At 54.5% G+C, this 26819-nt stretch carries 24 protein-coding genes and 1 pseudogene; 12 read left to right on the top strand and 13 right to left on the bottom strand.

What is annotated here, in order from left to right; genetic code table 11:
* Positions 1 to 65 precede the first annotated feature (65 nt).
* Together QFZ34_RS00435 and QFZ34_RS00430 are read left to right on the top strand one after the other, a co-directional pair.
* A complete protein-coding gene (locus QFZ34_RS00435; RefSeq protein WP_307275408.1) occupies positions 66 to 1070 on the top strand; it encodes a DUF930 domain-containing protein in 1005 nt (334 codons plus the stop codon).
* Positions 1071 to 1098: 28 nt separating this feature from the next.
* The gene (locus tag QFZ34_RS00430; protein WP_307275405.1) at positions 1099 to 1689 is read left to right on the top strand and encodes a YdeI/OmpD-associated family protein; all 591 of its coding nucleotides are present in this window, start codon (positions 1099 to 1101) and stop codon (positions 1687 to 1689) included.
* A 42-nt stretch (positions 1690 to 1731) separates the two neighbouring features.
* On the opposite strand, the gene QFZ34_RS00425 is transcribed toward QFZ34_RS00430, so the two are convergent.
* Positions 1732 to 2190 (bottom strand): GNAT family N-acetyltransferase, encoded by a 459-nt coding sequence (locus QFZ34_RS00425; protein ID WP_307275403.1) that lies wholly within the window; start codon positions 2188 to 2190, stop codon positions 1732 to 1734.
* 157 nt (positions 2191 to 2347) lie between these two features.
* Between QFZ34_RS00425 and QFZ34_RS00420 the strand changes: the two genes are divergently transcribed.
* The 4 genes from QFZ34_RS00420 to QFZ34_RS00405 all read left to right on the top strand — a co-directional run bounded on the left by QFZ34_RS00420 (position 2348) and on the right by QFZ34_RS00405 (position 6754).
* Positions 2348 to 2677 carry an SANT/Myb-like DNA-binding domain-containing protein gene (locus QFZ34_RS00420; RefSeq protein WP_162802527.1) on the top strand — a complete coding sequence of 110 codons (330 nt, stop codon included), beginning with the start codon at positions 2348 to 2350 and terminating at the stop codon, positions 2675 to 2677.
* A gap of 127 nt (positions 2678 to 2804) precedes the next feature.
* A complete protein-coding gene (locus QFZ34_RS00415) occupies positions 2805 to 4451 on the top strand; it encodes an acetolactate synthase large subunit (protein ID WP_307275398.1) in 1647 nt (548 codons plus the stop codon).
* 13 nt (positions 4452 to 4464) lie between these two features.
* On the top strand, positions 4465 to 5844 hold the full coding sequence (locus QFZ34_RS00410) for an aldehyde dehydrogenase family protein (protein ID WP_370878663.1): 1380 nt from the start codon (positions 4465 to 4467) through the stop codon (positions 5842 to 5844).
* Between the two features lie 76 nt (positions 5845 to 5920).
* On the top strand, positions 5921 to 6754 hold the full coding sequence (locus QFZ34_RS00405) for a bifunctional allantoicase/(S)-ureidoglycine aminohydrolase (protein WP_115053439.1): 834 nt from the start codon (positions 5921 to 5923) through the stop codon (positions 6752 to 6754).
* A 36-nt stretch (positions 6755 to 6790) separates the two neighbouring features.
* On the opposite strand, the gene QFZ34_RS00400 is transcribed toward QFZ34_RS00405, so the two are convergent.
* A complete protein-coding gene (locus tag QFZ34_RS00400) occupies positions 6791 to 7276 on the bottom strand; it encodes a hypothetical protein (protein ID WP_307275391.1) in 486 nt (161 codons plus the stop codon).
* A 157-nt stretch (positions 7277 to 7433) separates the two neighbouring features.
* Here QFZ34_RS00400 and QFZ34_RS00395 point away from each other — a divergent pair, with 157 nt between their 5' ends.
* Positions 7434 to 8276, top strand: coding sequence for an aldo/keto reductase (locus QFZ34_RS00395; RefSeq protein ID WP_307275388.1), 843 nt, complete (start codon positions 7434 to 7436; stop codon positions 8274 to 8276).
* A gap of 84 nt (positions 8277 to 8360) precedes the next feature.
* On the opposite strand, the gene QFZ34_RS00390 is transcribed toward QFZ34_RS00395, so the two are convergent.
* A complete protein-coding gene (locus tag QFZ34_RS00390; RefSeq protein WP_307275385.1) occupies positions 8361 to 9725 on the bottom strand; it encodes an MFS transporter in 1365 nt (454 codons plus the stop codon).
* A 99-nt stretch (positions 9726 to 9824) separates the two neighbouring features.
* On the opposite strand from QFZ34_RS00390, the gene QFZ34_RS00385 reads away from it, so the two are divergent.
* From QFZ34_RS00385 to repC, 4 genes are all read left to right on the top strand, one after another.
* Positions 9825 to 10691, top strand: coding sequence for a LysR family transcriptional regulator (locus QFZ34_RS00385; RefSeq protein ID WP_307275382.1), 867 nt, complete (start codon positions 9825 to 9827; stop codon positions 10689 to 10691).
* A 280-nt stretch (positions 10692 to 10971) separates the two neighbouring features.
* Complete coding sequence (repA, locus tag QFZ34_RS00380; protein ID WP_370878657.1) at positions 10972 to 12252, top strand: plasmid partitioning protein RepA; 1281 nt, start codon at positions 10972 to 10974, stop codon at positions 12250 to 12252.
* A 10-nt stretch (positions 12253 to 12262) separates the two neighbouring features.
* Complete coding sequence (gene repB / locus QFZ34_RS00375) at positions 12263 to 13330, top strand: plasmid partitioning protein RepB (RefSeq protein ID WP_370878662.1); 1068 nt, start codon at positions 12263 to 12265, stop codon at positions 13328 to 13330.
* A gap of 253 nt (positions 13331 to 13583) precedes the next feature.
* On the top strand, positions 13584 to 14891 hold the full coding sequence (repC, locus tag QFZ34_RS00370; RefSeq protein ID WP_307275377.1) for a plasmid replication protein RepC: 1308 nt from the start codon (positions 13584 to 13586) through the stop codon (positions 14889 to 14891).
* 81 nt (positions 14892 to 14972) lie between these two features.
* Here the strand turns inward: repC and QFZ34_RS00365 are convergent.
* From QFZ34_RS00365 to QFZ34_RS00330, 8 genes and pseudogenes are all read right to left on the bottom strand, one after another.
* Positions 14973 to 16097 (bottom strand): annotated as a pseudogene (locus QFZ34_RS00365) (thiamine pyrophosphate-binding protein); the annotation flags it as partial.
* A 295-nt stretch (positions 16098 to 16392) separates the two neighbouring features.
* A complete protein-coding gene (locus QFZ34_RS00360; RefSeq protein ID WP_115053648.1) occupies positions 16393 to 17184 on the bottom strand; it encodes a transporter substrate-binding domain-containing protein in 792 nt (263 codons plus the stop codon).
* A gap of 38 nt (positions 17185 to 17222) precedes the next feature.
* Complete coding sequence (locus QFZ34_RS00355) at positions 17223 to 17951, bottom strand: amino acid ABC transporter ATP-binding protein (RefSeq protein WP_115053649.1); 729 nt, start codon at positions 17949 to 17951, stop codon at positions 17223 to 17225.
* Positions 17935 to 18588, bottom strand: a complete 654-nt coding sequence (locus QFZ34_RS00350; RefSeq protein ID WP_115053650.1) for an amino acid ABC transporter permease — start codon at positions 18586 to 18588, stop codon at positions 17935 to 17937. Before QFZ34_RS00350 ends, QFZ34_RS00355 begins: the two co-directional genes overlap by 17 nt.
* A 10-nt stretch (positions 18589 to 18598) precedes the next feature.
* Positions 18599 to 19282 (bottom strand): amino acid ABC transporter permease, encoded by a 684-nt coding sequence (locus QFZ34_RS00345; RefSeq protein WP_115053651.1) that lies wholly within the window; start codon positions 19280 to 19282, stop codon positions 18599 to 18601.
* A 43-nt stretch (positions 19283 to 19325) separates the two neighbouring features.
* The gene (gene kduD, locus QFZ34_RS00340) at positions 19326 to 20081 is read right to left on the bottom strand and encodes a 2-dehydro-3-deoxy-D-gluconate 5-dehydrogenase KduD (protein WP_115053652.1); all 756 of its coding nucleotides are present in this window, start codon (positions 20079 to 20081) and stop codon (positions 19326 to 19328) included.
* The gene (kduI, locus tag QFZ34_RS00335) at positions 20078 to 20914 is read right to left on the bottom strand and encodes a 5-dehydro-4-deoxy-D-glucuronate isomerase (RefSeq protein WP_115053653.1); all 837 of its coding nucleotides are present in this window, start codon (positions 20912 to 20914) and stop codon (positions 20078 to 20080) included. Before kduI ends, kduD begins: the two co-directional genes overlap by 4 nt.
* A gap of 47 nt (positions 20915 to 20961) precedes the next feature.
* Entirely contained in the window at positions 20962 to 21720 is a 759-nt protein-coding gene (locus tag QFZ34_RS00330) for a GntR family transcriptional regulator (protein ID WP_115053654.1), read from the bottom strand.
* Between the two features lie 455 nt (positions 21721 to 22175).
* Here QFZ34_RS00330 and QFZ34_RS00325 point away from each other — a divergent pair, with 455 nt between their 5' ends.
* Positions 22176 to 24656, top strand: coding sequence for an EAL domain-containing protein (locus QFZ34_RS00325; protein WP_307275364.1), 2481 nt, complete (start codon positions 22176 to 22178; stop codon positions 24654 to 24656).
* Between the two features lie 201 nt (positions 24657 to 24857).
* On the opposite strand, the gene QFZ34_RS00320 is transcribed toward QFZ34_RS00325, so the two are convergent.
* Both QFZ34_RS00320 and QFZ34_RS00315 read right to left on the bottom strand, forming a co-directional pair.
* Entirely contained in the window at positions 24858 to 25916 is a 1059-nt protein-coding gene (locus QFZ34_RS00320; protein ID WP_307275361.1) for a D-TA family PLP-dependent enzyme, read from the bottom strand.
* A 2-nt stretch (positions 25917 to 25918) separates the two neighbouring features.
* Entirely contained in the window at positions 25919 to 26797 is an 879-nt protein-coding gene (locus tag QFZ34_RS00315; RefSeq protein ID WP_115053657.1) for a MurR/RpiR family transcriptional regulator, read from the bottom strand.
* Positions 26798 to 26819: the final 22 nt, after the last annotated feature.

Here is a 26819-nt window from a genome sequence, read left to right as displayed (position 1 = left end):
GCACCTAAAATCGAAAACCGCTTTGATCCCTTGTTATAAATCAAGCGAGAAGGTAAATCCGAAGCTTGGTAGCAAGTGCTTATGCGGTTTGCGAAATCTGTCTTGGCATGTCCAATTCGCCCAAACAGCCCGATGAGTTGAAAGCTGACCGCAAATATGGGTTTGTTCGTGTGATCGCTTATCTTTCAGGCATGTTCGAATATGCTGCAAAACCCTGGAAAAGACTAAGTTTCGGGCTGCCGTTCTCACTCGCCTTGCATCTATTGATAGGTTTGTTGTTATGGACCGGGCTTTCATTTGAAATAATGCCGGCACCAAAGGAAACGATTGATGTTAAGCTCGTTCCGCCGCCTTCTCCAGCCCCTTCACCCGAACCGGCAGAAAAAACGCAGCCCAAGCCCCAGCCGGCCCCTGCGCCGCCACCCGCAGCAGGCAGTCCTGCATTCGCGGCTGCCACTGCAAAAACCGAGCAGAGGACAGAAGAGAAAGAATTGCCACCGGTGACTGCTCCAGAGACATCGCAATCAGACAAGACCGAGGAAAAGCCGGAGCCGGAAAAACCCGCAGAAACCGAAAAGCCGCAGGAGCAGGAAAAAGCACCAGACGGGATGAAACCCGCGTCTGAGGCCAAGCCGCAACTGGAACCGAAAAAGGCGGCTGCCGAGCCTGCAAAACCCAAGGCAAAAGAGACGGCAAATCCCACTCTCGCCAAGGAGCTTTTCTCGCAAGAGTCGCTCTCGAGCTTTCGGGTGAGGCAATCGGCGCGTAAAATGTCGGCCAGAGATCGTATCATGCAGCTCTGCACAATCGAGGCTTTGGAGCAAGTGCGACGTCAAAGACCGGGCTCTTTCCCGGATCTGCTTGTGCCATTCGGTCGCTCAGGCGGGCGAATTTCGGAATACGCATTGGATGCGAGCGGGGGTGCATTTCGCAGCAGGGGAGATTGGTACAACATCAACTTCCAGTGCACGGTTGACAATAGCAGGAGCAAGGTTGTCTCGTTCAGCTTTGCGGTTGGAGGCAGTATTCCCAGAAGCGAGTGGAATGGCCGAGGGCTGCTGATAGACTAGTGAAGTGAAATTGTTTGGGAGGCGCAGCATGACAAAAAGTAAGAACCCAAAGGTCGACGCTGTTTTGAACAGGGAGACAAATTGGCAAGAGGAGTTCGCGGAGCTTAGGTCCATTGCATTGGAATGCGAACTGACCGAAGAGCTGAAATGGGGTGTTCCATGCTATACGTTTCAAAACAGCAATATCGTTCTTATTCATGGGTTTAAGGCCTATTGCGCCATGCTGTTTATCCAAGGCGCCCTGTTGAAAGACGACAAGAATATTCTGATCCGGCAAACTGAAAATGTGCAGTCCGCGCGCCAGGTCCGGTTTACCAGCCTGTCGGAAATAACGGGGATGAGAGACGTCCTCAAAGATTATATTCAGGAAGCCATTGAGGTCCAGAAGGCGGGTTTGAAGGTCGAATTTAAAAAGACGAAAGAGTTCGCTGTTCCTGAAGAATTCCAGATCAAACTCGATAATATGCCTGCGTTGAAAACGGCTTTTGAGGCGCTGACACCGGGGAGACAGAGAGGATATCTTCTCCATTTCTCATCGGCAAAACAATCCAAAACCCGCGAGGCCAGGATTGAAAAGGCAATGCCAAAAATTCTTGAGGGCAAAGGTTTGGACGATTAAAGCAATTTGAGGAAAACGTAGCAACTTATCCGGAATGGATCGTCAAAGCGAAAGCTTGAAACCTTCATGTGTTGGCGCGAATCCAAGCGAGCTATAGAATCTCAGCGCATCCGGCCGCGTTTTATCCGATGTCAATTGAACGAGCCCGCATCCGCGCTCTCTGAAATTTTCAATCGCCCATTCGATCATGCGGTGACCGATGCCTCGACCCCGATGGCTTGGCGCGATTCTCACGCTTTCGATCTGGCCGCGCCACATCCCGCTGCGTGAAAGTCCAGGTATATAGGAAAGCTGCATGCAGCCGATGATTTGGTCATCTTCTAAGACGGCAACCAAAAGTTGGTTCTGGTCTTCTTCGATAGCCTTTAAAGCCCGAATATAGCAATCAGCTATGGGGTCCGATACCGTTTCACGATTTTGTCCGAGTTCGTCATCGGCCAGCAGAAGAATCAAGGTGCGTAAGTCCGTTTGCACCGCTTTGCGAAATATGAGTGCTGGCATGGAAATATCTCCAGTTTATCGGTTAAGTCGGACAGATTTCCGCCAAATCGGTTCTTCCTCACAACTAGTTGCAATTGATTGCTTCAGCGGAAGCCTCATAAGTCATTGACTTCAGCTTCTCATACAGAAGGCGCATTCGCTCCGAAAGCCAATTGTCATGTCGACATACCAAACCGGACCATGGACTGAAAAAGAAATGTCCATTGTCCGCAAGTTCTATCCAAACTATGCCAGACTTGCAGAAATGCTGCCCGCGCGCAGCCCTGCGGCCATTCGCGGGCAATGTCGCAGGCTTAATCTTTCGCCCAGCAAACATAACTGGACAATGCAGGAAATCATCCGTCTGTCCGATCTGTTTCCGCGTTTGTCATGGATGGAACTGCGCCGCGAATTTCCGTTTGCGACCGAGAAAATGTTGCAAAGCATGGCGAACAAACACGGCATTCGCCGCCGTGGCCAAAAACAGCTCATTGGTGGCCGGGCTTAACACCTGAGATCACTATTGGTTGATGAACCGTTTGGGTGGACAGGCAGGGAAAACGGCTTATCTTGCACATAGTCGCAACTTTCGAGGGTCCCCTCGATAGCTCCAGTCAACAGCCGAGCATAAATCCATGACAAAAGGTTCCGATCTACTTGTTGCAGCGCTTGAGAACGAAGGCGTTGACCGTATCTTTGGCATACCGGGTGAAGAGAACCTTGATGTTGTCGAGTCAATCCGAAAATCTTCCATCCAGCTAGTTCTGACCAGGCATGAGCAGGCGGCGGCATTCATGGCGGCGACCTACGGGCGCTTGACGGGCAAGCCGGGCGTCTGCCTGACGACATTGGGCCCGGGCGCGTTGAATCTTTCGACAGGGGCGGCCTATGCGCTGCTCGGCGCAATGCCCATGATCATGATCACCGGCCAAAAGGGAATATTATCTTCCAGGCAGGCGCGGTTTCAGGTGGTTGATGTGGTGGCGTCAATGAAGCCCTTGACCAAGCTGTCGCGGCAAATCGTGTCTCCGCAGATGATTCCAACCACTGTGCGCGAGGCTTTCAGGATTGCGCAGGAGGAGCGGCCGGGGCCAGTGCATCTGGAACTGCCGGAAGATATTGCGGCGGAGGAGTGTCAGCCGGTTCCGCTGATTGCGCCCCATGCGGTCGAACTGCCAACAGCCAGCGATTTGTCTCTTGAACGCGCTGCCTCGATCATCATGGCGGCGAAGCGTCCTTTGTTGATGTTCGGCGCGGCCGCATCGCGTCCCCGGTCCACGTCAGACATTGCGCAATTCGTGCTTCGTACCCAAATTCCGTTTTTCACAACGCAGATGGGAAAGGGCACTGTTCCCGGCGGCACTGAATTATACATGGGAACGGCGGCGCTTTCAGAGCGCGATTATGTGCATGAGGCCATCGAGCAGGCCGATCTGATCGTTACCATTGGGCATGATACGATTGAAAAGCCGCCTTTCATCATGGGGGCGGAGGGCCCGAATGTCGTCCATGTGGGATATCTGCCAGCAACAGTTGAGCAAGTCTATTTCCCGCAATCAGAAGTCATCGGTGATATTGGTCCATCGCTCAAAGCATTGGCGGATCGCATCGAAGGGAAACTCCCCAATGCCCAGGCCCTGCTGCATTTGAGGGAGGGCATTTTAAGCCGGATTGCGGCACGCGCCACCGAGGACCGGTTTACCCCGCAGCGGCTTGTCCATGATGTTCGCGAAGCGATGCCGCATGACGGTATCCTCGCGCTCGATAATGGTATGTACAAGATCTGGTTTGCAAGAAATTACCGAACCAGAATGGCCAATACGCTGCTTCTCGATAATGCCTTGGCGACAATGGGTGCCGGATTGCCCTCGGCCATGACGGCAGCAATGCTTTATCCCGAACGCCGCGTCATGGCTGTTTGCGGGGACGGCGGATTCATGATGAACAGCCAGGAGCTTGAAACTGCAGTTCGCATGAAGCTCAATCTGGTTGTGCTCGTCATTGAGGACGGCGCTTATGGGATGATACGCTGGAAACAGGCTGTGGATGAATTTCCAGATTTCGGAATGACGTTTGGCAATCCGGACTTTGTTAAATATGCGCAGTCATATGGAGCCCAGGGAACGCGGGTCACGGAAATCGGGCAGTTCAAACAGGTGATAGCGACGGCTTTTGCTGAAGGTGGCGTGCATCTGGTCAATGTGCCGATCGATTATTCGGAAAACGAGCGCGTTCTGGTGAAGGAGTTGCGTGAGCGGCTTCCAGCGATATTGGAGTCATGAAGTGACGCTTGCAATGAAAGTATATCAGGCGTTTGACCGCGCAATCATTCAGGAGATTCCAACCGACGACGGCAAGGCCCTGGAGCACAAGTTGCAGATGGCTGCGCAAGCTTTTGCTGACAAGGCCGGTTGGCTGCCAACCCATGAGCGCATGGCTGTTTTGCGCAAAACCTCGGTGCTGCTTGAGACGAATCGTGACCGTTTTGCCCTAATGATCGCCCGTGAGGGCGGCAAGCCATTGCCGGACGCCATCATTGAAGTGACACGGGCAATTGATGGCATTCTCAATGCAGCAGATGAATTGCGCAATTTCGGCGGCAAGGAAATCCCAATGGGGCTTACTGCCGCGAGTGCCAATAGATGGGCGTTCACAACCAAGGAGCCAATCGGCGTGGTTGCGGCTATATCGGCTTTCAACCATCCGCTTAATCTGATCGTTCATCAGATTGCACCGGCGATTGCTGTTGGTTGCCCGGTCATCATCAAGCCCGCTTCCACGACGCCGATCTCCTGTATCGAACTGGTCAAGCTTTTCCGGGAAGCCGGGCTCGACGAACAGTGGTGCCAGACTTTCCTTACAGATGATAATGCGCTGGCAGAGCAATTGGCGACAGACCCACGCATTGCCTTCCTGAGTTTCATTGGCTCGGCCAAGATCGGCTGGTATCTGAAAAGCAAGCTGCCGTCTGGCACGCGTTGTGCACTCGAACATGGCGGTGCCGCGCCCGTTATTATTGACCGCGGTGTGGACGTGGACAGGGTCGCCGCCAGCGTTGTCAAAGGCGGCTATTACCATGCCGGGCAGGTCTGCGTTTCGTCGCAGCGGCTATTTGTGCATGAAGACATATTGGCCAGTTTTACCGAGGCTTTCGCTGCCAAAGTTACCGCTTTGCGTGTGGGTGATCCTGTCCTGAAGGATACGGAAGTCGGCCCATTGATTTTGCCCAGGGAGGCGGATCGCGTCGAAGCCTGGATCAAGGAAGCGACGGAGCAGGGGGCAACACAAATCGGTGGCGGACGTCTGTCTGAAACAACTTTGCGCCCGTCCATTCTTCTTAATCCAGGCGCCGAAACAAAAGTATCCAGGCTCGAAGTATTCGGACCTTTGACGTGCGTCTACGGATATAGCGATCTTGATGCAGCCATCAATATCGCCAATTCACTGCCTTTTGCCTTTCAGGCAAGCGTCTTCGCATCAGATATAGCGGTTGCGTTGAAAGCTGCCAGACATCTTGATGCATCCGCTGTCCTTGTTAACGACCATACGGCATTCCGGACCGATTGGATGCCTTTCACCGGCCGTCGTCAGTCAGGCTATGGTGTTGGCGGCATACCTTGGACGATGGAAGAAATGGCGGACGACAAAATGATTGTGTTCAACCATGTAAGCTAAGGGCCTTCGCGCTTGACATGCGAAGTCCTGTGGCAAAATTGAGCACAAAGTTTCTTACCAGACTCAGGAGTCCACCATGTCCCAAAATCCATATTATGCGCCACAAGGCGGGCATCCTGCGCAAAGCCAGCTTCTCACGGGGCGTGCCGTGTTCACCACGGCCTATGCGGTGCTCCCGAAAGGGGTCATGCAGGATATTGTTACAAGCTATCTGCCATTTTGGGAAAAAACGCGCTGCTGGATCATCGCCAGGCCGTTATCCGGTTTTGCGGAAACTTTTTCACAATACATAATGGAAGTGGCGCCGGGGGGTGGCAGCACGCGTCCCGAAATCGATCCGCAAGCCGAAGGCGTTCTCTTTGTCGTGGAGGGGGAATTGCAGCTTACAATTGCGGGCAAGGAGCACATCCTGCAGCCCGGCGGCTATGCCTTCATTCCACCTTCGACAAATTGGCAGGCGTTGAACATATCCAACGCGCATGTTCGGTTCCATTGGGTGCGCAAAGCCTATGAAGCGGTAGATGGCATTGAAACACCACCGCCGCTTCTCCTGAATGAAAATGACATAGCCCCGACTGTCATGCCCGACACGGGCGGACGATGGGCCACGACGCGCTTCGTCGATCCTTCGGACATGCGTCACGACATGCATGTCACTATCGTCACGTTGCAACCGGGAGCTGTCATTCCCTTTGCCGAGACGCATGTCATGGAACACGGGCTTTACGTCCTCCAAGGCAAGGCGGTTTATCGCCTCAATCAGGATTGGGTGGAGGTCGAGGCTGGCGATTTCATGTGGCTGCGGGCCTTCTGCCCGCAAGCTTGCTACGCGGGTGGTCCGGAGCCGTTTCGCTATCTGCTTTATAAGGACGTCAACAGACATATGAAGCTTGGTGGCTCAAGGCTCTGATTTTCAACAGAGCCTCAAGCATTGTCCTGAAGAGACCTAGTTCCGGTCGGACGTTCCCGGCATACGCGGCAAAATGGGCCTTGTTCCGCCGACACCCTGCCGTTCCTGGATAGATTTTTCGGCATCAGAAGACAGGCTGCGCTCTTTTGTACGCTCCCGGCGATCCGGTCTGCTTGGCTCGGGCCGATCTGGTCGCTCTACGACTGGCGGGCGTGGCCTTGGATTATTATTGTCGTTCCAATCTGGCCGATCAGGTCTGTCGCCTCGGTGGGGGCGATCGCCTCTGTCGTCCCAGTCCCTTCGGGGGCGATCTCTCCAGTCGCGATCGCGCCTGCTTTCACGCCAATATCTGTCACGGCGGTCATAGCGGTCCCTGCCGTAATATCCATTGTCCGGATAGCTGGAGATATAACCTCCTGATCCGCCATAATAGCCATCGCCGCCATCATCGGCGACGCAGCCGGACAGGACAATGCCGGACAACCCAATAAGTGTAACGACCGTGAGAGATTTTATGAACATCGCAGTTCCTCCATGCTCATGAACTGGTAGCGCGCAGGAATGTTCCGCGCGGTGCCCCCGAATTCATCTCTATGGCCTTATTCGTTTCAGCTCAAGAACTCCTCGACCTGTATACAGGGTTTGCGACAAATTCATTAATATGTTGAAATGACGCGTCATGGCTGAAATACCGACCATAAAACTCCCCTCCGGATACAATGTCCCGATACTTGGGCAAGGTACTTGGTATATGGGGGATGACGCCCGAAAACGTAGCGCTGAAGCTGATGCGTTGAAGCTCGGGATTGATCTTGGAATGAGCCTGATCGACACGGCAGAAATGTACGCAGGCGGCGGCGCGGAAGAAGTTGTGGCACAGGCCATAAAGGGCCAGCGCGACAAGGTCTTCGTCGTTAGCAAGGTTCTTCCATCCAATGCGTCAAGAAAAGGTACTATCACCGCTTGCGAGCAAAGCTTGCACCGGTTGCAGACGGCGTTCATCGATCTCTACCTTCTGCATTGGCGAGGGGGATATGCGCTAGAGGAGACTGTTGCCGCTTTTGAAACCTTGATGGAATCCGGCAAAATCCGCAGTTGGGGCGTAAGCAATTTTGACGTGGACGATATGGAGGAGCTGGAGGCGATTGCGGGCGGCACCGCCGTTTCGGTAAATCAGATTCTTTTCAATTTGAAACGGCGTGGCCCCGAGGTTGGATTAATGCCGTGGTGCCAATCGCGAAATATTCCGATCATGGCCTATTCACCGATCGAGCAGGGAAGACTGCTGAGCCATCCTGCCCTGACGGGAATAGCGCGCGAGTTGGAGACGACTGCGGCTGTTGTTGCGCTGGCATGGGTCCTGAACCAGGATGGCGTCATCGCCATTCCAAAGTCCAGCAACCCGGACCATATTCGCAGCAACAGAAGAGCCGCGGATATCACGTTAACGCCCGCGCAGCTGGAAACTTTGGATCAAGCGTTCAAACGACCCAATCGAAAACAACCACTGGACATGCTGTAATTGCAAAATCAGTAGAGGGCGCACCCCACGCCCTGAATGATGACGCCCCAAGACTTCTTTAGCGTGTAAATGTTTGTGTTCGTCTCAAGTCTCCCGGCTGAGACAGAAGAGCGAGAGTGCGGCACCGAGAAACAGCAGCACCACGGCGACCATGAGCGAGAGATGTATACCTTGTATGAACGCGACTGGTGCGGTGTCCCGCACCAGATAACCGCACGTCGCAACGCCGAGCATGCCGCCCATCTGCCGCGCCGTGTTGAGAACGCCAGATGCAATCCCGGGCCGTGACTGATCGACAGACGAGAGAGTGACGTTGGTGATCGTCGGAACAACCAGTGCGATGCCGCTCGCTGCCATCAACATTGGTGCCACCAACTGCCAGTAAGAGCCTTCGACGCTGATGGGAAGCAGCAGAAGATACCCGGCCGCCGCCAGAACAAGACCGAACATTATCAGCCTGCGCGCGCCGAGGCGGGTGATCAACCGGCTTGCTATAATGTTTGTGACCATCAGAATGATGGTCATTGGCAGGAACGCCATGCCGGTTTCCTGAGCTGAAAGATGCTGCTCCAGCTGGAAAAACAGGCTGAAGACGAAGATCAGGCCGTAATAAGCGAAGTTGATGATGACGCCGGTGACCGCCGCGATTGTGAATGCGGAATTAGAGAATAATGACAGCGGCAGCATCGGTGCGCGGCTTCGAACCTCAATCAGAATGAAGCCGATGGCGGAAAGAACGGTTACGAGCATGGCCACAATAATCCGCGGATGTGTCCAGCCCAATTGCCCCGCATCCGTCAGCGTCGTTGCCAGCGCTACAAGCGCAAGGATAGCCGCCGCCTGCCCAGGCAGATCAAGTGAGCGGTGGTCATTTCTGGGGCTTGGCTTCGAGTAGCCGAGGGTCAAGGCCAGACCAATCAGCCCGATCGGAATATTGATCAGGAAAATGCCGCGCCAGCCAACTTGCGTTACCAGAAAGCCACCGACCACGGGTCCGGCCGCCAGTGCGACGCCTCCCGCTGCCCCCCACCAGCCGACAGCCCGGCTGCGCTGTTCCTTGTCCGGGAATGCCTGGCTGAGCAGCGCCAACGAATTTGGAACTAGCAGCGCCGCGCCGATGCCTTGTGCGAGCCGTGCTGCAACCAGTGCCGTTAACGTCTGCGCTACGCCGCAGCCAAGGGAGGCGAGGGTGAAAAGAATGAGACCCGCTATGAAGACAGCGCGCGCACCAAAGCGGTCGCCCAATGCGCCCGCCATGAGCAGCAGCGCCGCGAAGATGAGTGTATAGGCGTTTACCACCCATTGGAGCCCAGCCACATTGGTGGAGAAACTCATGCGCAAAGCATCGAGTGCGACATTCACAACGCTGACGTCCAGAAGCACGATCACGAAGCCGAGAGAAGCGGCGATGAGCGTGATACGCGGATAAACGGGGTGAAAAGCGGACATGGAGACAATCCTGCAATGATAATTTGTCTCCAAATTACGGCAATGACTTCTGTGCGGTAATTCGGTATATGTGCCAGTGAATCTTGAGAAATTGCACAGATGGCCGATTGGGAAAATCTTCGTCATTTCATCGCTGTGGCGCGCAGTGGCACCCTGTCCGGTGCGGCGCGCGCCTTGAAGGTGGACCACGCGACAGTCAGTCGCCGACTTACGGCGCTTGAAGCGGAACTGGACGTAGCGCTGGTTGAGAGACTGCCGCGATTCTGCCGCTTGACTGCTATCGGCCAACAGGTGTTCGATCAATCCGTCGCGATGGAAAATGCGGCGGATGGAATTGCCCGGATTGCTCAGGCAGCGCATAGGCCGCTCGTCGGCAAGGTCACACTTAGCGCTCCGCCCGTGTTGACGATGCATCTTCTGACGCAGCATCTCGCGCACTTCCGATCCCTCTATCCGGATATCCGTCTTTCACTGGCGGCGCAGGCGCAGCAGGTGTCACTTAGTCGGCGGGAGGCGGATGTGGCTCTCCGCCTGGTACGGCCCGATGAGACCGGAAGCATCGCGCGAAAACTTGGGGTCATGGCATTCGGTCTTTACGCCAGCCGCGATTATGTGCATCGTGACGTGCCCGATCGATGGCAGTTCATCGCTTTTGACGAAAGCTTTGGGGATATGCCGCAGCAAAAATGGCTACTCGGCATTGCTGGTGCACGGCCGGTTGCATGCGAATTGAACGATATTGGCGGGCATCTTATCGCTGCGCGCACGGGCGCCGGCGTTGCCGGACTGCCTTGCTTTTTGGGCGATGCAGACCCGGACCTCGTGCGTATCGCAGAGGACGTTCCGCCCTTCTGTCGGGACATTTGGCTTCTTGTCCATCGGGACTTACGCAAGGCACCGTCCGTTCGGGCCGTGATGGATTTCGTTGTCGCACTCATCACCCAGCATGGCGGCTTTTCTGTGTGAGAAAGCGCCTTGGCGCGTTGGACCACAATCCACAGCTCAGGATGCCTTATTGGTTAATTTGCGTTAACTATAAAGTTGTTGACGCGACTCGGATATTTTAGCACCCTAGTTACGGTTTTGAGGGGTTTGCGGCAAATTAAACGTTACCGAGCTCATGCGGTGTTAGTGCTGGCTTACAACGTTATATCTCTATCTGGCGTTACCCCTTTGGTTTTTATGTCGAATCGGCGCATGTTCTGCTTGCGCCGGGAATGACCGAACGGACGTACAGGATATTACCTTGACTATGATGCATGCAGCACAGGCAAACCAACCCGACCCATCCTTGGTGGGCGATGCTTCTTTGCCTGTTGTTCTGCCAGCCGACAGGGCAATCGCTGCCGATGCGGAAATGCTTTCCGCGCAGCTTCAAGCAATGCGCAACCGGCTCTTTCCGCCGACAGCCATGAAGACATTGCGCAAGTTCACCAGCGGCGAGGCGGCAAAGCTCATCGGCGTATCGGACGGGTATCTGCGCCAGCTTTCAATTGCAGGTGAGGGGCCGCAACCGGAGACGGGCAGCGGCGGCCGCAGGCTCTATACGCTTGCCGAGATCAATGCATTGCGCCGCCATCTGTCCGAAGCCGGGGGCGCCAAGGCAAAAACCTATCTGCCGCATCGCGATCCTGCCGCCAATGAGCACATGCAGGTCATTGCCGTTACCAATTTCAAGGGCGGTTCCGGCAAGACCACGACCAGTGCCCATCTGGCGCAGCATCTGGCAATGTCCGGTTTCCGTGTGCTTGCCGTCGATCTTGATCCGCAGGCATCAATGTCTGCATTGTTCGGTTATCAACCGGAGCTGGATCTGACCGGCAATGATACGCTCTACGGAGCAATCCGCTATGATGGCGAGCGCCGTCCGCTGCGCGATATTATTTGCAAGACCTATTTTGATGGGCTTGATCTCATTCCGGGCAATCTGGAATTGCAGGAATTTGAACACACCACGCCGCAAATGCTTGCCGACCGCCAACACGGCGCTGCCCAAACTGTCGAGCAGCAATTGTTCTTTGCCCGTGTTCAGGCAGCGCTTGATACAGTGTCAGACGATTATGACGTTGTGGTCATAGACTGTCCGCCGCAACTTGGTTTTCTGACGCTATCGGCGCTTTGCGCTGCAACGTCAGTGCTTGTTACCGTTCATCCGCAAATGCTGGATGTCGCCTCCATGAGCCAGTTCCTGTTCATGACAGCGGATTTGCTTGCGGTCGTGCGAGAGGCTGGCGGCGAGCTTAATTTCGATTTCATGCGCTATCTGATTACGCGCTTTGAGCCAAATGATGCGCCGCAGCAGCAGATTGCCGGTTTCCTGCGTTCGCTGTTCGGGGACCGCGTGCTCACCTCATCGGTGGTCAAGTCCACTGCGTTTTCCGATGCAGGTCTTACCAAGCAGACGCTCTACGAAGTATCCCGCGACAGCTTCACCCGCGCAACCTATGACCGCGCAATTGAATCGCTGACTTCCGTCAACTCCGAAATCCAGGGCTTGATCTACAAGGCCTGGAAGAGGCCGGTATGAGGGCGCGATGATGACAGGCAATAATCGCAGGGATCAGCTTAAGGCATTGTTCGGAACGGTGGAAAACATTCCCGTACCGGAACAGAAACCCGTTGAGCCTGTAGCGCAGCCGCTGATCGGCAATGAAGCGCTCAAGCCTCGCGCTGCATCAGGCGCGGTTAAGGCTATGGGGCTTTCGCTCGGTGGCATGTCCCGTGAAATCGAAGATGCGCGCCGCTTGAAGGAAAGTCTCGAAGGCGTCGAGCGCGTGGTTGAACTTGATCCTGCGCTGGTCGAAACCTCTTTTGTCGAAGACCGACTCAGCCATGCGGCAGGGCTCGATGAAGATTTCGAAAATCTCGTTGAAAGCATCCGCCAGAATGGCCAGCAGGTGCCGGTTCTTGTGCGACCGCATCCGGAAAAGCCGGGGCATTATCAGACCGCCTATGGGCATCGCCGCCTGCGTGCTGCCCAGCGCATTGGCAAGCCGGTCCATGCCATTGTGCGTGAACTCAGCGATGTCCAGCTGGTATTGGCTCAGGGCAAGGAAAATACCGAGCGCCGCGATCTTTCCTTTATCGAGCGTGCCTTCTTTGCGCGAAATCTTGTTGAGCGCGGCTTTGAGCGCGGGCTTGTTCAAGACGCCCTGTCGATCGACAAGGCTGAAATGACCCGCTTTCTGCAGGTTGCGGCCGCAGTGCCTTATCCGATCGTGCGGGCAATTGGCCCGGCTCCAAAGATTGGCCGTCCACGCTGGGTCAGGTTTGCAGAATTGCTCAAATCCAGTGAAGCACAGGCTGCTGCGCTGAACGAAATTACGCTCGAGCCTTTTGGAATCGCAGACAGCAATACACGATTCAATCGTATTTTTGAGCGGTTGCTCAAGCGTGTTGAGCCGGTCGTGCTGGCTCCGCGCAATGCTGCGCCGAGCGTGGACAAAATAAACACGGGTGCCAAGAAAATTGCACTTTTGGATTCAAGTGGAGGCAGGCAGGTCCTGACCTTCGCCGACCATATACCGCAAGGGTTTGCGGCATTTGTATCGGAAGAGCTTGAAGCATTGCTCGCCCGTTACAACAGCCGGACGAATGACAAATAACGTGGTGACTTATCCACGGGGTCAAAAAGCCGGATAGTGTGTGTAAGTGTTAGTACAAGCCGGTTCGTAAGGAGCCGTACAAAGGGACTGAAAGAGAAGGAAGCAACGGCAAGAAAAAAGGCCCCCAGAACGTCACCGCCCCGGAAGCCCTCTTCAATGTAGCAATTTTAGAGAATCACTTCCACCCTGACTTGTCAAGAGTCGGACGCGTTCCGGCATACCTTTTCATTGCCTCAAATTGAGGTGAAGAAACATGACCGATCGTTTTGCAACGTCGCCATTTGGCGGACGATCGCTGTCGCACGCCATTTTTGCAGTGCAGGAAAAGACAGCGCGAGCGAGAGAAAAACTGAACGAAACCGGCGGAAGTCAGCCGGAAAAATGGGCGCTTTTACGCTCATTAACCGAGGCGCGCGCAGCGTTTTTCCTTTCAGACCGCACGATTGCCGTTCTGGAAGCGCTGCTCAGTTTCTACCCGGAAACCATGCTTGATGGCGCAGCGCCATTGATCGTCTTTCCGTCCAATGCAGAGCTGTCGCTACGCACACGCGGCATGTCTTCCGCGACAATTCGCCGGCATCTGGCGGCATTGGTCGAGACGGGCCTGATTATCCGCCGCGATAGCCCAAACGGCAAACGTTATGCCCGGCGTGGCGAAACCGGCGAGATCGAGCACGCGTTCGGCTTTGATCTGTCACCTTTGGCGCTGCGTGCCGACGAAATCGAAGCCCATGCGGTTCAGGCACGCGATCTGGCGCGGGCAATCCACCGCGTTCGCAGCGAGATCACCATTCATCTGCGAGATATCTCCAAAACGATCCATGCGGGTCTTGGCGAGGAGCGGGCAGGCGACTGGATGGGATATGCGGATGAGCTTGCAGCTTTGTCCGGACGGGTAAGCAGGCATTTGCCGCTCGAGACACTCCAGACACGCTGTGACAGCCTGGCAAAGCTCCGCACGAAGGTCGAAAATGCCTATCTGGATACATTATCAGACAAAGAAATGAGCGGCACTGACTCTTCTTTTGAGCGCCATATTCAGAATTCAAATATAGAACCCAATTTTGAAAGGGCCCAAGAAAAGGGCCAGAGGCAAAACGGTGAACCCGTACCGGCAGACAATATACCTGGACGAACAGTCGCAATGACGAAGATGCGGCAAAGGCTTGATAGCGCCCGCCGAACTGTAAAAGCCACGGGACCCGTGGATGATTGGCCGAAGCTGGAAACAAAATCGATCCCCATGCCGCTGGATGCTGTGCTGTCCGCCTGTCCGCAAATTCGCGATTATGCCCGAAACGGCATTGAGGACTGGCGCGATCTGATGCAAACGGCAGGATTGGTCCGCTCGATGCTTGGCGTTTCGCCCGATGCCTGGGAAAGGGCGCGTGACGCCATGGGTGATATCAATGCTTCCATCACGATTGCTGCCATTTTGGAACGCGTGGGTGAAATCCGCTCTCCCGGCGGTTATTTGAGAGCTTTGACCGACCGGGCCGAGATTGGGCAGTATTCGGTCATTCCGGTGATCAAAGCATTGAATGGCGAGGGACGAGCTTGAAAAAAGCCGGGTCACAGTGATCCTATCTGGAATTGCTATCGTCGGGGCGCGGATGCGCCCCGCCAACTTAACCGGTCAGCCGGCAATCCGGCAGTCAAAAAGCACCGGTCGTCTCACCGAAAGCATTTCTCCAATTGCGTGGTCAAGATTGTCGCGCTCGTCGCATCGGATACCAACGGCACCGAAAGCTTCCGCCAGCTTTACGAAATCCGGCAGGGCGTTCGAGTAGGAACCGTGCTTTTGCGATTTTCCGCCTAAGCTCAAGTTCGGGTTGTTCAATATGAAAACCTTTATCGGTGCATCATACTGGATTGCCGTGGAAAGCTCCTTCATCGTCGCTTGGACAGATGACTCATCTGCAATATCAATGACGAGACTTTCAGGATGGGCGATTTGCATGCCTATTGCAGCCGGCAAGCCATAACCGGCCGTGCCGAACCCGCTTGATACTAGGGGCGAATTGAAGTGTTCAGCGAACTGATAGTGCTTCGTATCGGTAGCAATATAGGGCGCATGATCGCGGGTCAGCATGTAAAGCCGTTTGAGTGCGTAGTGCAGCCCGGTGTTTTCTTCGCGCTCGCGTTGCAAAGGAATGTTTGCCTTTATCTGCCGGTCGTCTTCGGCAAGTTGCGGATTATCATCGACATGCGGGTCGGCAGAAGGAGCCACATATTAAGTGCTTTGAAGAAGCATATCCTTTGGCATGTCGATTAGAACCGGACCGGGTCGGCCTGAGCGGGCCAGATGAAATGCCTTATGAATTGTGGCGGCGAGTTCCTTCACATCTTTGACCAGCCAGCTATGTTTGGTGCAGGGCCGTGTAATCCCAACAGTGTCGCATTCCTGGAAAGCGTCAGAACCGATCAGGTCGGTTGCCACTTGTCCTGTCAGACAGATGATTGGCACGGAGTCGGCCATGGCATTTTGTAGTGACGTCACCGCATTCGTCGCGCCGGGGCCGGACGTTACCAGCATGACACCGACTTTGCCGGTGGAACGGGCATATCCTTCGGCGGCGTGGCCCGCGCCCTGTTCGTGGCGAACCAATATGTGCTTTATTTCGTTCTGTTGGAATATCTCGTCATAGATCGGTAGCACCGCGGCGCCCGGATAACCGAAAATGTGCTCAACGCCATTGTCGCGCAACGCCTGCAGGACAATTTCTGCTCCGGTCATTTCAGGACGTGCGGGTTCGTTAGCATACATGCCTTTCATGGCAGTTCCTTTGTGCAATGATTGAAGTGGATGGTTGTGACGGAGCAGGGCGGAACTAAATTCCGGGCATAAAAAAAGCTCCGTCAGGAGCTTGTTTGCCGCGCATGGGTGCTAATGCCGGATGGTCAAACCATCCTGCCCATGCGCGATCCCACCACCAGAATAACCATTGCAGCTTTCATAACCCGATTCAGTAACTGGAATTATTTGCGTGGTCAATACAATACACAGCGCAAGAAAAAGGGCGCCGAAGCGCCCCAATTCCTCAATCCGTTAAATGTTCCGATCAACGCGATGTGAGATCGTCCGGCAGTTCGCGGTGCTGGTATTTGCGGAATACTTCGCGCAGCGTGCCATTGTCGAAATTGGTTTTCACCCAGGTGTTGAGCCAATCCTGCAATGGCTTTTCGCCCTTGGGCAAAGCTATGCCGAGATTGGTTTCAGCCTGCGTGAACTTTACTTCCAGCGGTTCCTTGCCTGCGCGCTTGGCATTGATGCCGCCGAGAACTGCCGACTGGCTGGAAATGATGTCGAGCTGCCCGGTGACTGCAGCAGTAATGAGCGTTGCATCATCTTCGAAGCGGACGATTTGTGCGCCCGGTGCATTCTTGGTGATATCCATGTCATTGGTCGTTGCGCGGGTCACGCCAATCCTCTTGCCCGCAAGGTCGGCATAGCTCTTGATTTCAATTTCCTTGGGCGCAATGACAATGATGCTCAGCGTTGCATAGGGCACCGTATAGTCGACCGCCTTTTTTCGCTCTTCTGTGATGCCGAGTGCCGAAACCAGAATATCGGCCTTGCCGGTCTGGATCGTGGGAACGCGTGCCGCATTGGTAATTTCGATCAGGTCAAGATCGACGCCGAGATCCTTGGCGATGAGCTTGGCGGTTTCGACGTCCGAGCCGGTCGGCTTCAAATTCTCGTCGACATAGGAATATTGCGGAATTCCCATGGCAACAGCAATGCGCACCTTGCCGGCTTTCTTGATGTTTTCAAGCGAATCCGCATGAGCGGCTGACGCCAGCATGAGCAGGGCCGCACTCGCGGCAATGCCGAATTTCGTAAGCAATCTCATTATTCTCTCTCCCTTTTGTGATTATGAGGTTGGTTCTGTCACAGGTCGTTGGCCAGAAAATCCTTCAATTCCTGGGTTTGCGGATGAACGAGCATTTCGCCGGTGCCGGTTTCCCAGACCCGCCCGGTATTCATGTAAATGACGCGGTTTGCGACCTTGCGGGCAAATGCCATTTCATGGGTGACGACGATCATGGTCATGCCGCCTTTGGCGAGATCTTCCATGACGCGCAAAACTTCGCCGGTCAGCTGCGGATCAAGCGCTGACGTTACCTCGTCGAAAAGCATGACCTTTGGCTGCATGGCGAGCGAGCGGGCAATCGCTACACGCTGCTGCTGGCCCCCCGACAATTGTTCGGGATAGGCATCGATCTTCTGCAACAGGCCAACCTTTGAGAGCACGGCCTTGGCGGTTTCCATTGCTTCGCTGCGGCCAATGCTTTTAACGCGCCGCAGCGCCAGCATGATGTTTTCGGCAACATTCATATGTGGAAACAGATTGTAGCTTTGGAAAACCATGCCGACATCCTGCCGCAGCGCGCGGATATCGAGACTGGGTGAATGCACCTGATGACCGCAAACTTCGATTGTTCCACCCTGAATGGTTTCGAGCCTGTTTATGCAACGCAAGGCCGTGCTCTTGCCCGAGCCCGATTGTCCGATCAAAGCCACGACTTCACCGGCTTCGATCTCGAAGGAAACGCCCTTGAGTACCTCGACAGTGCCGAAGCGTTTGATGACTTCGTTGAGCTTAACGACGGCCGACATTTAATTTCCTCTCAAGCGAACGGCTCCAGACCGAAAGCGGGTAGCAGACGCAAAAATAAAAGGCGGCAGCGATACCGAAGACGAGAAACGGCTGGAAAAGCGAATTGTTGATGACTTGCGCTGCGCGGGTCAGCTCGACGAAGCCGACAACCGAGGCAAGCGATGTGTTCTTGATAAGTTGCACCATGAAACCAACGGTGGGCGGTGTCGCTATGCGCAGCGCCTGCGGCAGGATCACGTCTTTCAGGGTCTGCCAGCGGGTGAGGGCAAGACATTCAGCCGCCTCAAACTGCGTGCGGGGCACGGATTCAACGCAACCGCGCCAGATTTCGCCGAGATAAGCGCTGGAATAGATCATCATGCCGAGACTGGCAGCCACGAGCGGCGGAACCTCGATCCCGATAACGCCAAGGCCGAAATAAATGACGAACATCAGGATCAGCAGCGGCATGCCCTGAATGAACTGGACATAGAGTAGTGAAACCCGCCGCAGCCAGCGCATGGTTGACGTGCGCGCCAGCATGACGAAGAACCCGGCAACGCCGCCGAGAAGGAAGGCAAGCGCGGAAAGTATGACAGTCCAAAGCAGGCCGTTGAGCAGATAAACGAGATGATTTGTGGTGAAACCGCCAGTCATGTTCTCATCCTCACAAGGGTGTGCCGAGACGGCGGCGGCGCGGAAAAATTCCAAGCGCGATGAGATGGAAGCCAGCCCGCAAAAGATAAGTGATTGCGAGATAGAGCAGGGCGATGACGATGTAGGTTTCGAATGAACGGAAGGTGTAGGACTGGATATTATTGGCGACGCCGGTCAATTCCTCCGCCGAAATCTGCGAGGTGATCGATGTGGAAAGCATCATCAAAATGAACTGGCTGGTCAGCGCCGGATAGACCCGCTCGATCGCTGGCATGAGGATAATGTCGCGGTAGATCTGGAAACGTGAAAGCCCAAGCGCCTCTGCTGCTTCGATCTGGCTTGGATGCACAGCTTCCATGCCTGCGCGAACGATTTCAGCCGTATAAGCCCCTACATTAATGACCATTGCAAATACGGCGGCAAAAAAGACCGGCATGGTTATGCCAATGGAAGAAAGGCCGAAGAAAATGAAGAATATCTGCACGATAAAGGGCGTATTGCGAACGACCTCGATATAGATGCCGACAATGAGGCGAAGCCAGGCATAGGCGCTGCGCCGGGCGACCGCGCAAAGCACGCCTATGACCAATCCGATCGCCACCGCAACGACAGTCATTTGGACTGTTGTGAGCGCTCCGGCAAGGAAGTCCTTCCAATAGGGCAGGAGAGCAGCGAAATCGAATTGGTAATTCATGGCTTACCTATCGTAAGCGAAGGCTTACGCTTTTTAGAGTTTGTCATCGAGCCAGCCAACCGCCATCGACAGGCAGAACTGTTCCATGCACATAGTCAGAGGCCTTGGAGGCGAGGAAGACCGCGGCGCCGCCTATGTCGGAAGGCTCGCCCCAACGGGCGGCTGGAATACGCGCCAGAATTTGCGCACTGCGGTCCTGATCTTCGCGCAAGGCAGTTGTGTTATTGGTCACGAAATAGCCGGGAGCGATGGCGTTTACGTTTACGCCCTTGGCGGCCCATTCGCAGGCAAGCAGCCGGGTAATGCCGGCAAGTCCGCTTTTCGATGCCGTATAGGATGGAATCCGAATGCCGCCTTGAAACGACAAAAGCGAAGCAATGTTGATAATCTTGCCTTGCCCTTTACCGATCATGTGCCGTCCGGCGGCTTGCGACAGGAAGAATGCCGATTTGAGATTGGTGTCAATCACCGCATCCCAATCCTCTTCGGTGAAATCCACGGCGTCATTGCGCCGGATAATGCCCGCATTATTGACGAGGATATCCAGACGTTCGAAGGATTGAAGCGTTTCGTCGATGATCCTGCCAACAGGTTCAATCGTCCCGAGATCGGCCTTGATCTCGATGAATTGCCTGCCTGCCGCTTCTATCAAATGACGCGTGTCATCCATGGACGAACGTCCGACGGCAGCGATGGAAGCGCCTGCCTGTGCGAGGGCCAGGGCGATACCCTGGCCGATGCCGGTATTGGCTCCCGTAACAATCGCTACCTTGCCCTGAAGATCGAAAAGATTGTTCATCGCAGCACACTCATCGGTACGTGGTCCATGTCGGTAAAGCTCTTATTGTCGCCGCCCATTGCCCAGATGAAGGCATAATTGGCCGTGCCCACGCCGGAATGGATCGACCAGCCGGGGGAAAGGATCGCCTGCTCATTTGCCACTATCATGTGGCGTGTCTGGGTTGGCTCGCCCATCATGTGAAAAATGCGGGTGTCGGTGGCAAGGTCGAAATAAAGATAGGCCTCCGAGCGGCGGTCATGCGTATGGCAGGGCATTGTGTTCCACATATTGCCGGGTTCGAGCTGTGTCATGCCCATGACAAGCTGGCAGCTCTCGCAAATATCCGGGTGGATATATTGGTAAAGCGTACGCTTATTGGCGGTCAGCTGATCGCCCAGTATCAGCTTGTTGGCTTGTTCAGGCTTGATAAGCACATTTGGATGCGAAGCGTGAGCAGGCGTTGAAAGTAGATAGAACTTAGCCGGATTTGCCGCATCCACGCTCTCGAAGATCACATTGACGACGCCTTTGCCGACATAGAGACAGTCGCGGGCGGCAAGTTCGTGCACAGTGCCGTCAAGCGACACGCGGCCAGCGCCGCCAATGTTGAATATGCCAAGTTCGCGTTGCGCAAGAAAGAATTCCTGACCCACGGGAGTGGGCGCTGTCAGCGGCAGAGGCTTGGAGAGGGGCACCGCCCCGCCAATGATCAACCGGTCAATATGACTATAGGTGAGGGTAATCTCATCGGCCTCGAACATGTTTTCCATCAGGAAATGGCGACGCAGTTCGTCCGTGTCAAAATTGCGTACCGCATCCGGATGGCAAACCTGTCTCACTTCGATCTTCATTTCAGAACCTTTGCATGTCGGTGTTTTGCCGCTTTAAAAGCGGTCAGTCAGTCATCATCGATGAAAAATGCCGGGTCGACATTCGTCGTGTCTTTCACCTCGTTCAGCATCTGCCCGAGGTGAAAGCCCATGGCTTCTGTTGCGTGCGCTATATCGTGGCGGCGGATGCCATCGAGAATTGCTTCATGCTCGACAATGACGCGGGTAAGACGCCCGCTGAGCGGTAGTGTCAGCCGCCGATAGCGGTCGATCTGCATCTTTACCTGCTGGATCACGTTCCATATGCCGGGAAATCCGGCAATTGAATTGATCGACAGATGAAAATCCGTATCAGCGCTGTGAAAGCGTTCATTGTCGCCAGATGCTTCGGCGGCCACGAGATCGGCAATGCTTCGTTCCAGCCGGGCAATATCGGCAGGTCCCGCCTGTTCGGCAGCCAGCTTCACGGTCGTCTCTTCAAGGGATTTGCGGATGAGGATTGCTTCATAGAGCGCGCGTCGCGGAATGCGCGAAACGAAAGTTCCCGATTGTGGAAAAATATCGATCAGCCCGTCATCGGCAAGTCGCAAAACCGCTTGGTGGACAGGCGTGCGGCTCACGCCAAACTGCGCGGCGATTTCCTTCTCAAGAATGGGCTCCATCGGTCTGCGGCGCAGCGAAATAATGTCGTCAAGCAGTTGCTTGTAAATATGGGTTGCAGCCCGGGGGGTGGCTGCCCGCTGCTGAGCATAGTCCGTGCTGGATGTCGCGAGCGGGTGGGCCCGGTCACGCTTGCGCTCCGATGATGCGACGGGGTTATCGGTCACTGAAAGCCGCAATCGCCCGCAAGGCGAGTCGTTAACAGGGGCAACCGGAACTTTTGATACTGCAAGAAAACCTCCTCCCAAAGGATTTGAAATATAAATATTCTAATATTTTAGTTTTGGCAAGCGCTTGCTTTCTGCTGGAGCGGGCCGGAGGATCACTGCGGGGAAAGCTGTTGCAATTATGCGTTGCACAGTTTACGCATATACACCGAAGCGAGATTGTATCCGGTTGTATTGCCGATGAAGTACAACCTTTCGTCGAGACTGAATTCTGATTTTATAGTAGCGTGCACGATATTTCGATAAGAACGGGCTGTTCTTTGACGACTGATTAAAAGCTTTGTGAAATTATGTGCCGTTAGGCGCGTCACCAGGTAATATTTACGATATAAAAATTGCCCGTAAACCATTTCATTTTGGGTATTGTGCGTTTTTTGGAAAGTTTCACGAATATTATGGAAACGGATTCAGGCAAATCACTGGACACATCCCGTCAACGCATTTTTGGCGTTCCCGTGGTCGCCGTTATTGGCCTTCCGCTTTTGGCCCTGCTGATTGTGCTGTTTTTGGGTTTTAGCCTGATCTTGCAGACGCAACGTACCGATCTGACAAAGACTTATGCTGACAGGACGGCGGAGTTTCTGGCCAGAGATATCGCCAATCAACTCGGCCATCTTGTTACGCCGCTTGAGGAATATGCCGATGCTTTTGCATCGCGGGTAAAAGCTGCTGGATGCAGCAATGCTGAATGCGTTTTTTCTTTTATCGAGGCGGATAGGGCCACTCCAGAGCGGGTTCCTATCCAGGTGTCGGTTCTCCGTTTCGGTGCAAGCAATGGTCATCTGTTAAGCGTTTTCAAGATCAAGGAGACCGACCGGGATTTTAAGGGGCAGGGCAAGACGCAATCGGACAACCCATCGCGTCTTCTTGTGACAAGGCCGGACAGGCCCATGCAAGAACGTGACTTCAATCTGTTTGAGCGAGGCTGGTATCGCGGCGGTATTGTCGGCAGGACACCGACCTGGAGTGCTCCCTATGTGGTGAATAATACCAGTGATCTGTGCGCTTCCACGCAAGGCAGCGTATGGACCATGACCCGGGTTCTGCCGATTTTTGGTCCGGATCGGAAGCCTTTAGGGGTCCTTGCACTCGACATGTGCGTCAATCGCATCAGCGCATTCCTGAGCAGCGCGACAGGCAATACTGTCCAGGAAATTAGCGTTTTCACGCCTTCCGGAGAGGAGCTTTCGGTTTCGGGCGGTCAATTCACGATCGGGCGGGACACAAGCAAAATCTCCGCCGACCTGGGAAACGCCGTATCTCTGGATAAGTTTGATCTCAAAGGCTGGCGCGTCGTCGTTACACTTGGTGACGAATTATCGGCGAAGGCGGATTGGGATTGGTATTATACGGCCGTCTGCTTGATCGGGCTTGCAATAAGTATTGCGCTGACTGCCTGGGCCGCGAGCTTTGTCGTCAATCCATTGATGCGGCTTTCAAGGGCTGTGACAGATGTCGGCAATCTCAATCTGGACACGCCCATCTCCGTTCCCACCAATATTAGAGAAGTCGGCCTGCTGGCCTCGGTGATTGAAAGAATGCGTCTTGTTCTGCAACGCAATCAGACGCGCCTCGAATTTCTGGCCTATCATGATCCGGCCAGCGGTTTTCTCAATCAGGCCGGTTTGGTCAAAGAGTATGATTTGCTGGTTGGCAAGGAAGGCCAGATTGATCTGATCCTCATAAAAATATGCAATTACCATCAGATCGCCAGCATTTTTGGCGATGAGGTTCTGGCACGAATGATCAGCAGCAAGATCGACAAGCTTCAAGCCACGCTTGCAGGGGGCGTCGTGGGCTGCCTCAACAATAATCTGATAGCCTATATCTATCCCAGCGACGAGGGGGTGGATATTCCTCTCATGCGCAAGATGCTTGCGGAAATGCGGTTGCCTTATGAAAATGAGGGGATACGTATTTCACCGGTTATTGCCTGCTCTGTCGCCCAGAAACAGGGGCAAATAGAGCCATTCGGCTCTTTGCTGCGCCGCGCCAATGGTGCCATGTATCACGCGGAAGACACCAAGAGCGAAGATGCTGTCTGGCACAATTCCGCTCTCATTCAGGATCTGCGGGCAGCTTTGGATTTTGGCGGTGATATTACGCGGGCCATCGGGCGCGGCGAATTTTCAGTGAGATATCGCCCTGTCGTGGATTTGCGGACAGGCCGGATTTGCGAAGCGCATACAAGTGTTATCTGGCATCATCCGGAATTCGGAGACATCAAATCGCATAAGTTCATTCCAATCTTTGAACAAAATGGCTCCATTCTTCATCTCGGCCTTTTTATCATGTCACGAGCATTTGAATTCCTGCACAATTTCAAAAAATACTACCCCGACAATAAATTACTGATCGGGATCAAGCTTTCTTTCCCCCAGCTCATGGACCCGCTGTTCATTGAACGCATCAGGGAGCTGCAGGCCGAATGGGGCGTCAATGCTTCGGAAGTAAATTTCATTATTTCGCAGAATATTGCGATGCTTGACGATCAGCAGATCTTCCGTGTCATGCGCAGGCTGCGGGATATCGGTTTCCGCCTGATAGTCGACCAGTTTGCCATGTCTCATTCTACGGTAAATGGAGCCATGGCGCTCCAATATGATGGAATGATGATTGGGTCGGAGGCCTATCGGAACATTGACCAGCCAGGCCCCGAGCGGGTCATTCTGTCAGCAGTATGCGAACTGGCAGGAAAACTGGATATGGAAAGAATAGCCGTTGGAATTGATACGCATGCCATCATCGAGCCATTGGTAAAATGCGGCTGCAATTTTGGCCGGGGTCCATGGTTTGGCCATTCGGGCTCGGAACAGGAGTTTCTGTCGCGCTATGACGAGAACGCTGCCATGTTCTCGAATGAGCCCGCTCACTGAGCAGATGACGTCTGCACCGACTTTGTGCGTGGTTCGATGAGGCTCACAATGAGGAAGCTGAGATGATTTTAAACGGTGAAGATTATCTGTGCAGTTTACCAACTTTCCTCATGGTGAGCCCCGTCGAACCACGCACTATATAGTTGCAAGTTAAATTGCCGAGCTAGGCGAGGGGCCAAATGCAACAAGCCGACCCACCCCCTAATCAACACGCCCGCGAGCGGCCACCGGGGCGATCTCAGTGACCGTATCGCCCGAAATAAGCACGACACTATCGAAGAGATTGGACACGACACAGGCATGATTGGGGATGATGCGGATGCGCTCGCCTACCTTGGGCTTGTGCTGACATGCAGACAGGTCGATTGTGCCATGCTCTTCGCTAAGCGAGGAAATGACCGCATCTGGATATTCCACCACCCTGCCAAATCCGCTTAAACCCAATGTATCGCTTGTCAGCGACTTCGAGCCCGCGTCGATGATGGCGCGATTTTCGGTCGGGCGGCTTACGACAGTTGCAAGCACGGTGAGAGCGCAATCATCAAGGGTGCCGGCACCTTTGGCGACCTGAAAGAGATCCATATAGATATAAGTGCCAGGACGGTGTTCCGTTGCGCTCGCCACTTCATGGGCCCGCCACATATCGGGGGTTCCGCCATTGGAAATGGTGTGCGGGTCCAGCCCGGCTGCGATCGCCAGTTTTTCCGCCTCTGCGAGAAATGCCTGCGTGGTTTCGATACCGCCAGTTTTCGGATATGTCATGAAGCCGGCAAAGTTAAGCCCTTCCGATGCGTCGATCAGCTTGGCAAGCGCGACCGCTTCCTGCGGGGATTGAACGCCGCAGCGGCCCATGCCCGTATCGCATTCGACCAGAACGGTCAGTGGCTTCTTGCGCCCGGCAAAAGCCTCGGCATAACCGCGTATGGCCGTTTCATTATCTGCGGTTACGCTGATCGTGATGCGCTCATTAAGCTTGGCAAGACGCTCAAGCTTTGCTTTGCCGATAATATTGTAGGGGATGAAAATATCGCTCATTCCCGCATCGGCCATCACTTCAGCCTCGCCGAGTTTTTGGCAAGTAATCCCGATAGCGCCAAGCTCTATGGCTCGTTTGGCAAAACGCGGCAATTTATGTGTCTTGATATGCGGACGCACGGTCAAGGCATGATTGTCGGCATAGGTCTGGAATTTTTGCAGATTTGCCTCTGCGCGGTCCGTGTCGATGAGAACAGCGGGTGTATCAATATCGGTCAGCTTCAATCTCAATCTCCGAGCGGCAGTGTGGTCGCGTTATTGGCGTGCATGGCTTGCAGGTTCTTGATGCGGCGCATCCGCTCGACGGCAGGGGCACCGATTTTTTCGGCAACGGTCATTGCCAGCATATCGGTAAGCGCGAGCAGGGCATAGCGGGCGGGGGAAGGCCGGTAAACATTGGTGCCTTCGTCAATGTGAAAAGGCATGACAAGTTCTGCCGCCGCCGCAAGCTTCGTGCCCGGCGCCGTGAAGGCAATTGTTTTGGCGCCATAGCGCCGCGCGATCATGACGGCCTCGATCAAGGGCTTGATTTCCCCTGAAAGCGAATAGGCAATGATAACAGTATCCTTGTTGCTGGTTGCCGCTGTCATCTGCTGCATTTCGCCATCAATATGCGATGAGGCGGCAATGCCCAGGCGGAACAGGCGATTTTCCATTTCGGTAGCTGCCATTGAGGACGACCCGCCGGAACCATAGGCGCGAACCATTCCCGCTTGCGCAATGAGTGAAGCCGCAAGTTCAAGATCGTCTCTGTTGATCAGATTGCACACGGTTTCGACAGCATCGACGGCGCTGCGCGCGATGACCGACGTCACACTGCCGTTTTCATCCTGCGCGGGTCCCGGCGCGATAAACCGCCCGGCAATGGCAAGCGATTGCGCCAGCCTTACCTTGAAATCCCGCGTGCCCTCAAAACCGAGCATACGGCAGAAACGCGTGATTGTCGGCTCGCTCACCCCAGCCTTTTCGGCCAGCTTGTTGATAGGCGCATGAGTGGCGAAATCCGCATCGGACAGGATCGCAGCTGCGACCTGGCTGTCGGAATGTTTGCCTGTATCGGCAACCTCCCTCAGCCTTGCAACGATGTCGAAATGCGGTGGTGCCATCTGTTGCTTTATCCATCTCGTT

Origin of the sequence: Phyllobacterium ifriqiyense (assembly GCF_030817885.1) — a bacterium.
In the GTDB taxonomy this organism is placed as follows: Bacteria; Pseudomonadota; Alphaproteobacteria; order Rhizobiales; family Rhizobiaceae; genus Phyllobacterium; species Phyllobacterium ifriqiyense.
This window is presented reverse-complemented; position numbering and strand designations above follow the sequence as displayed.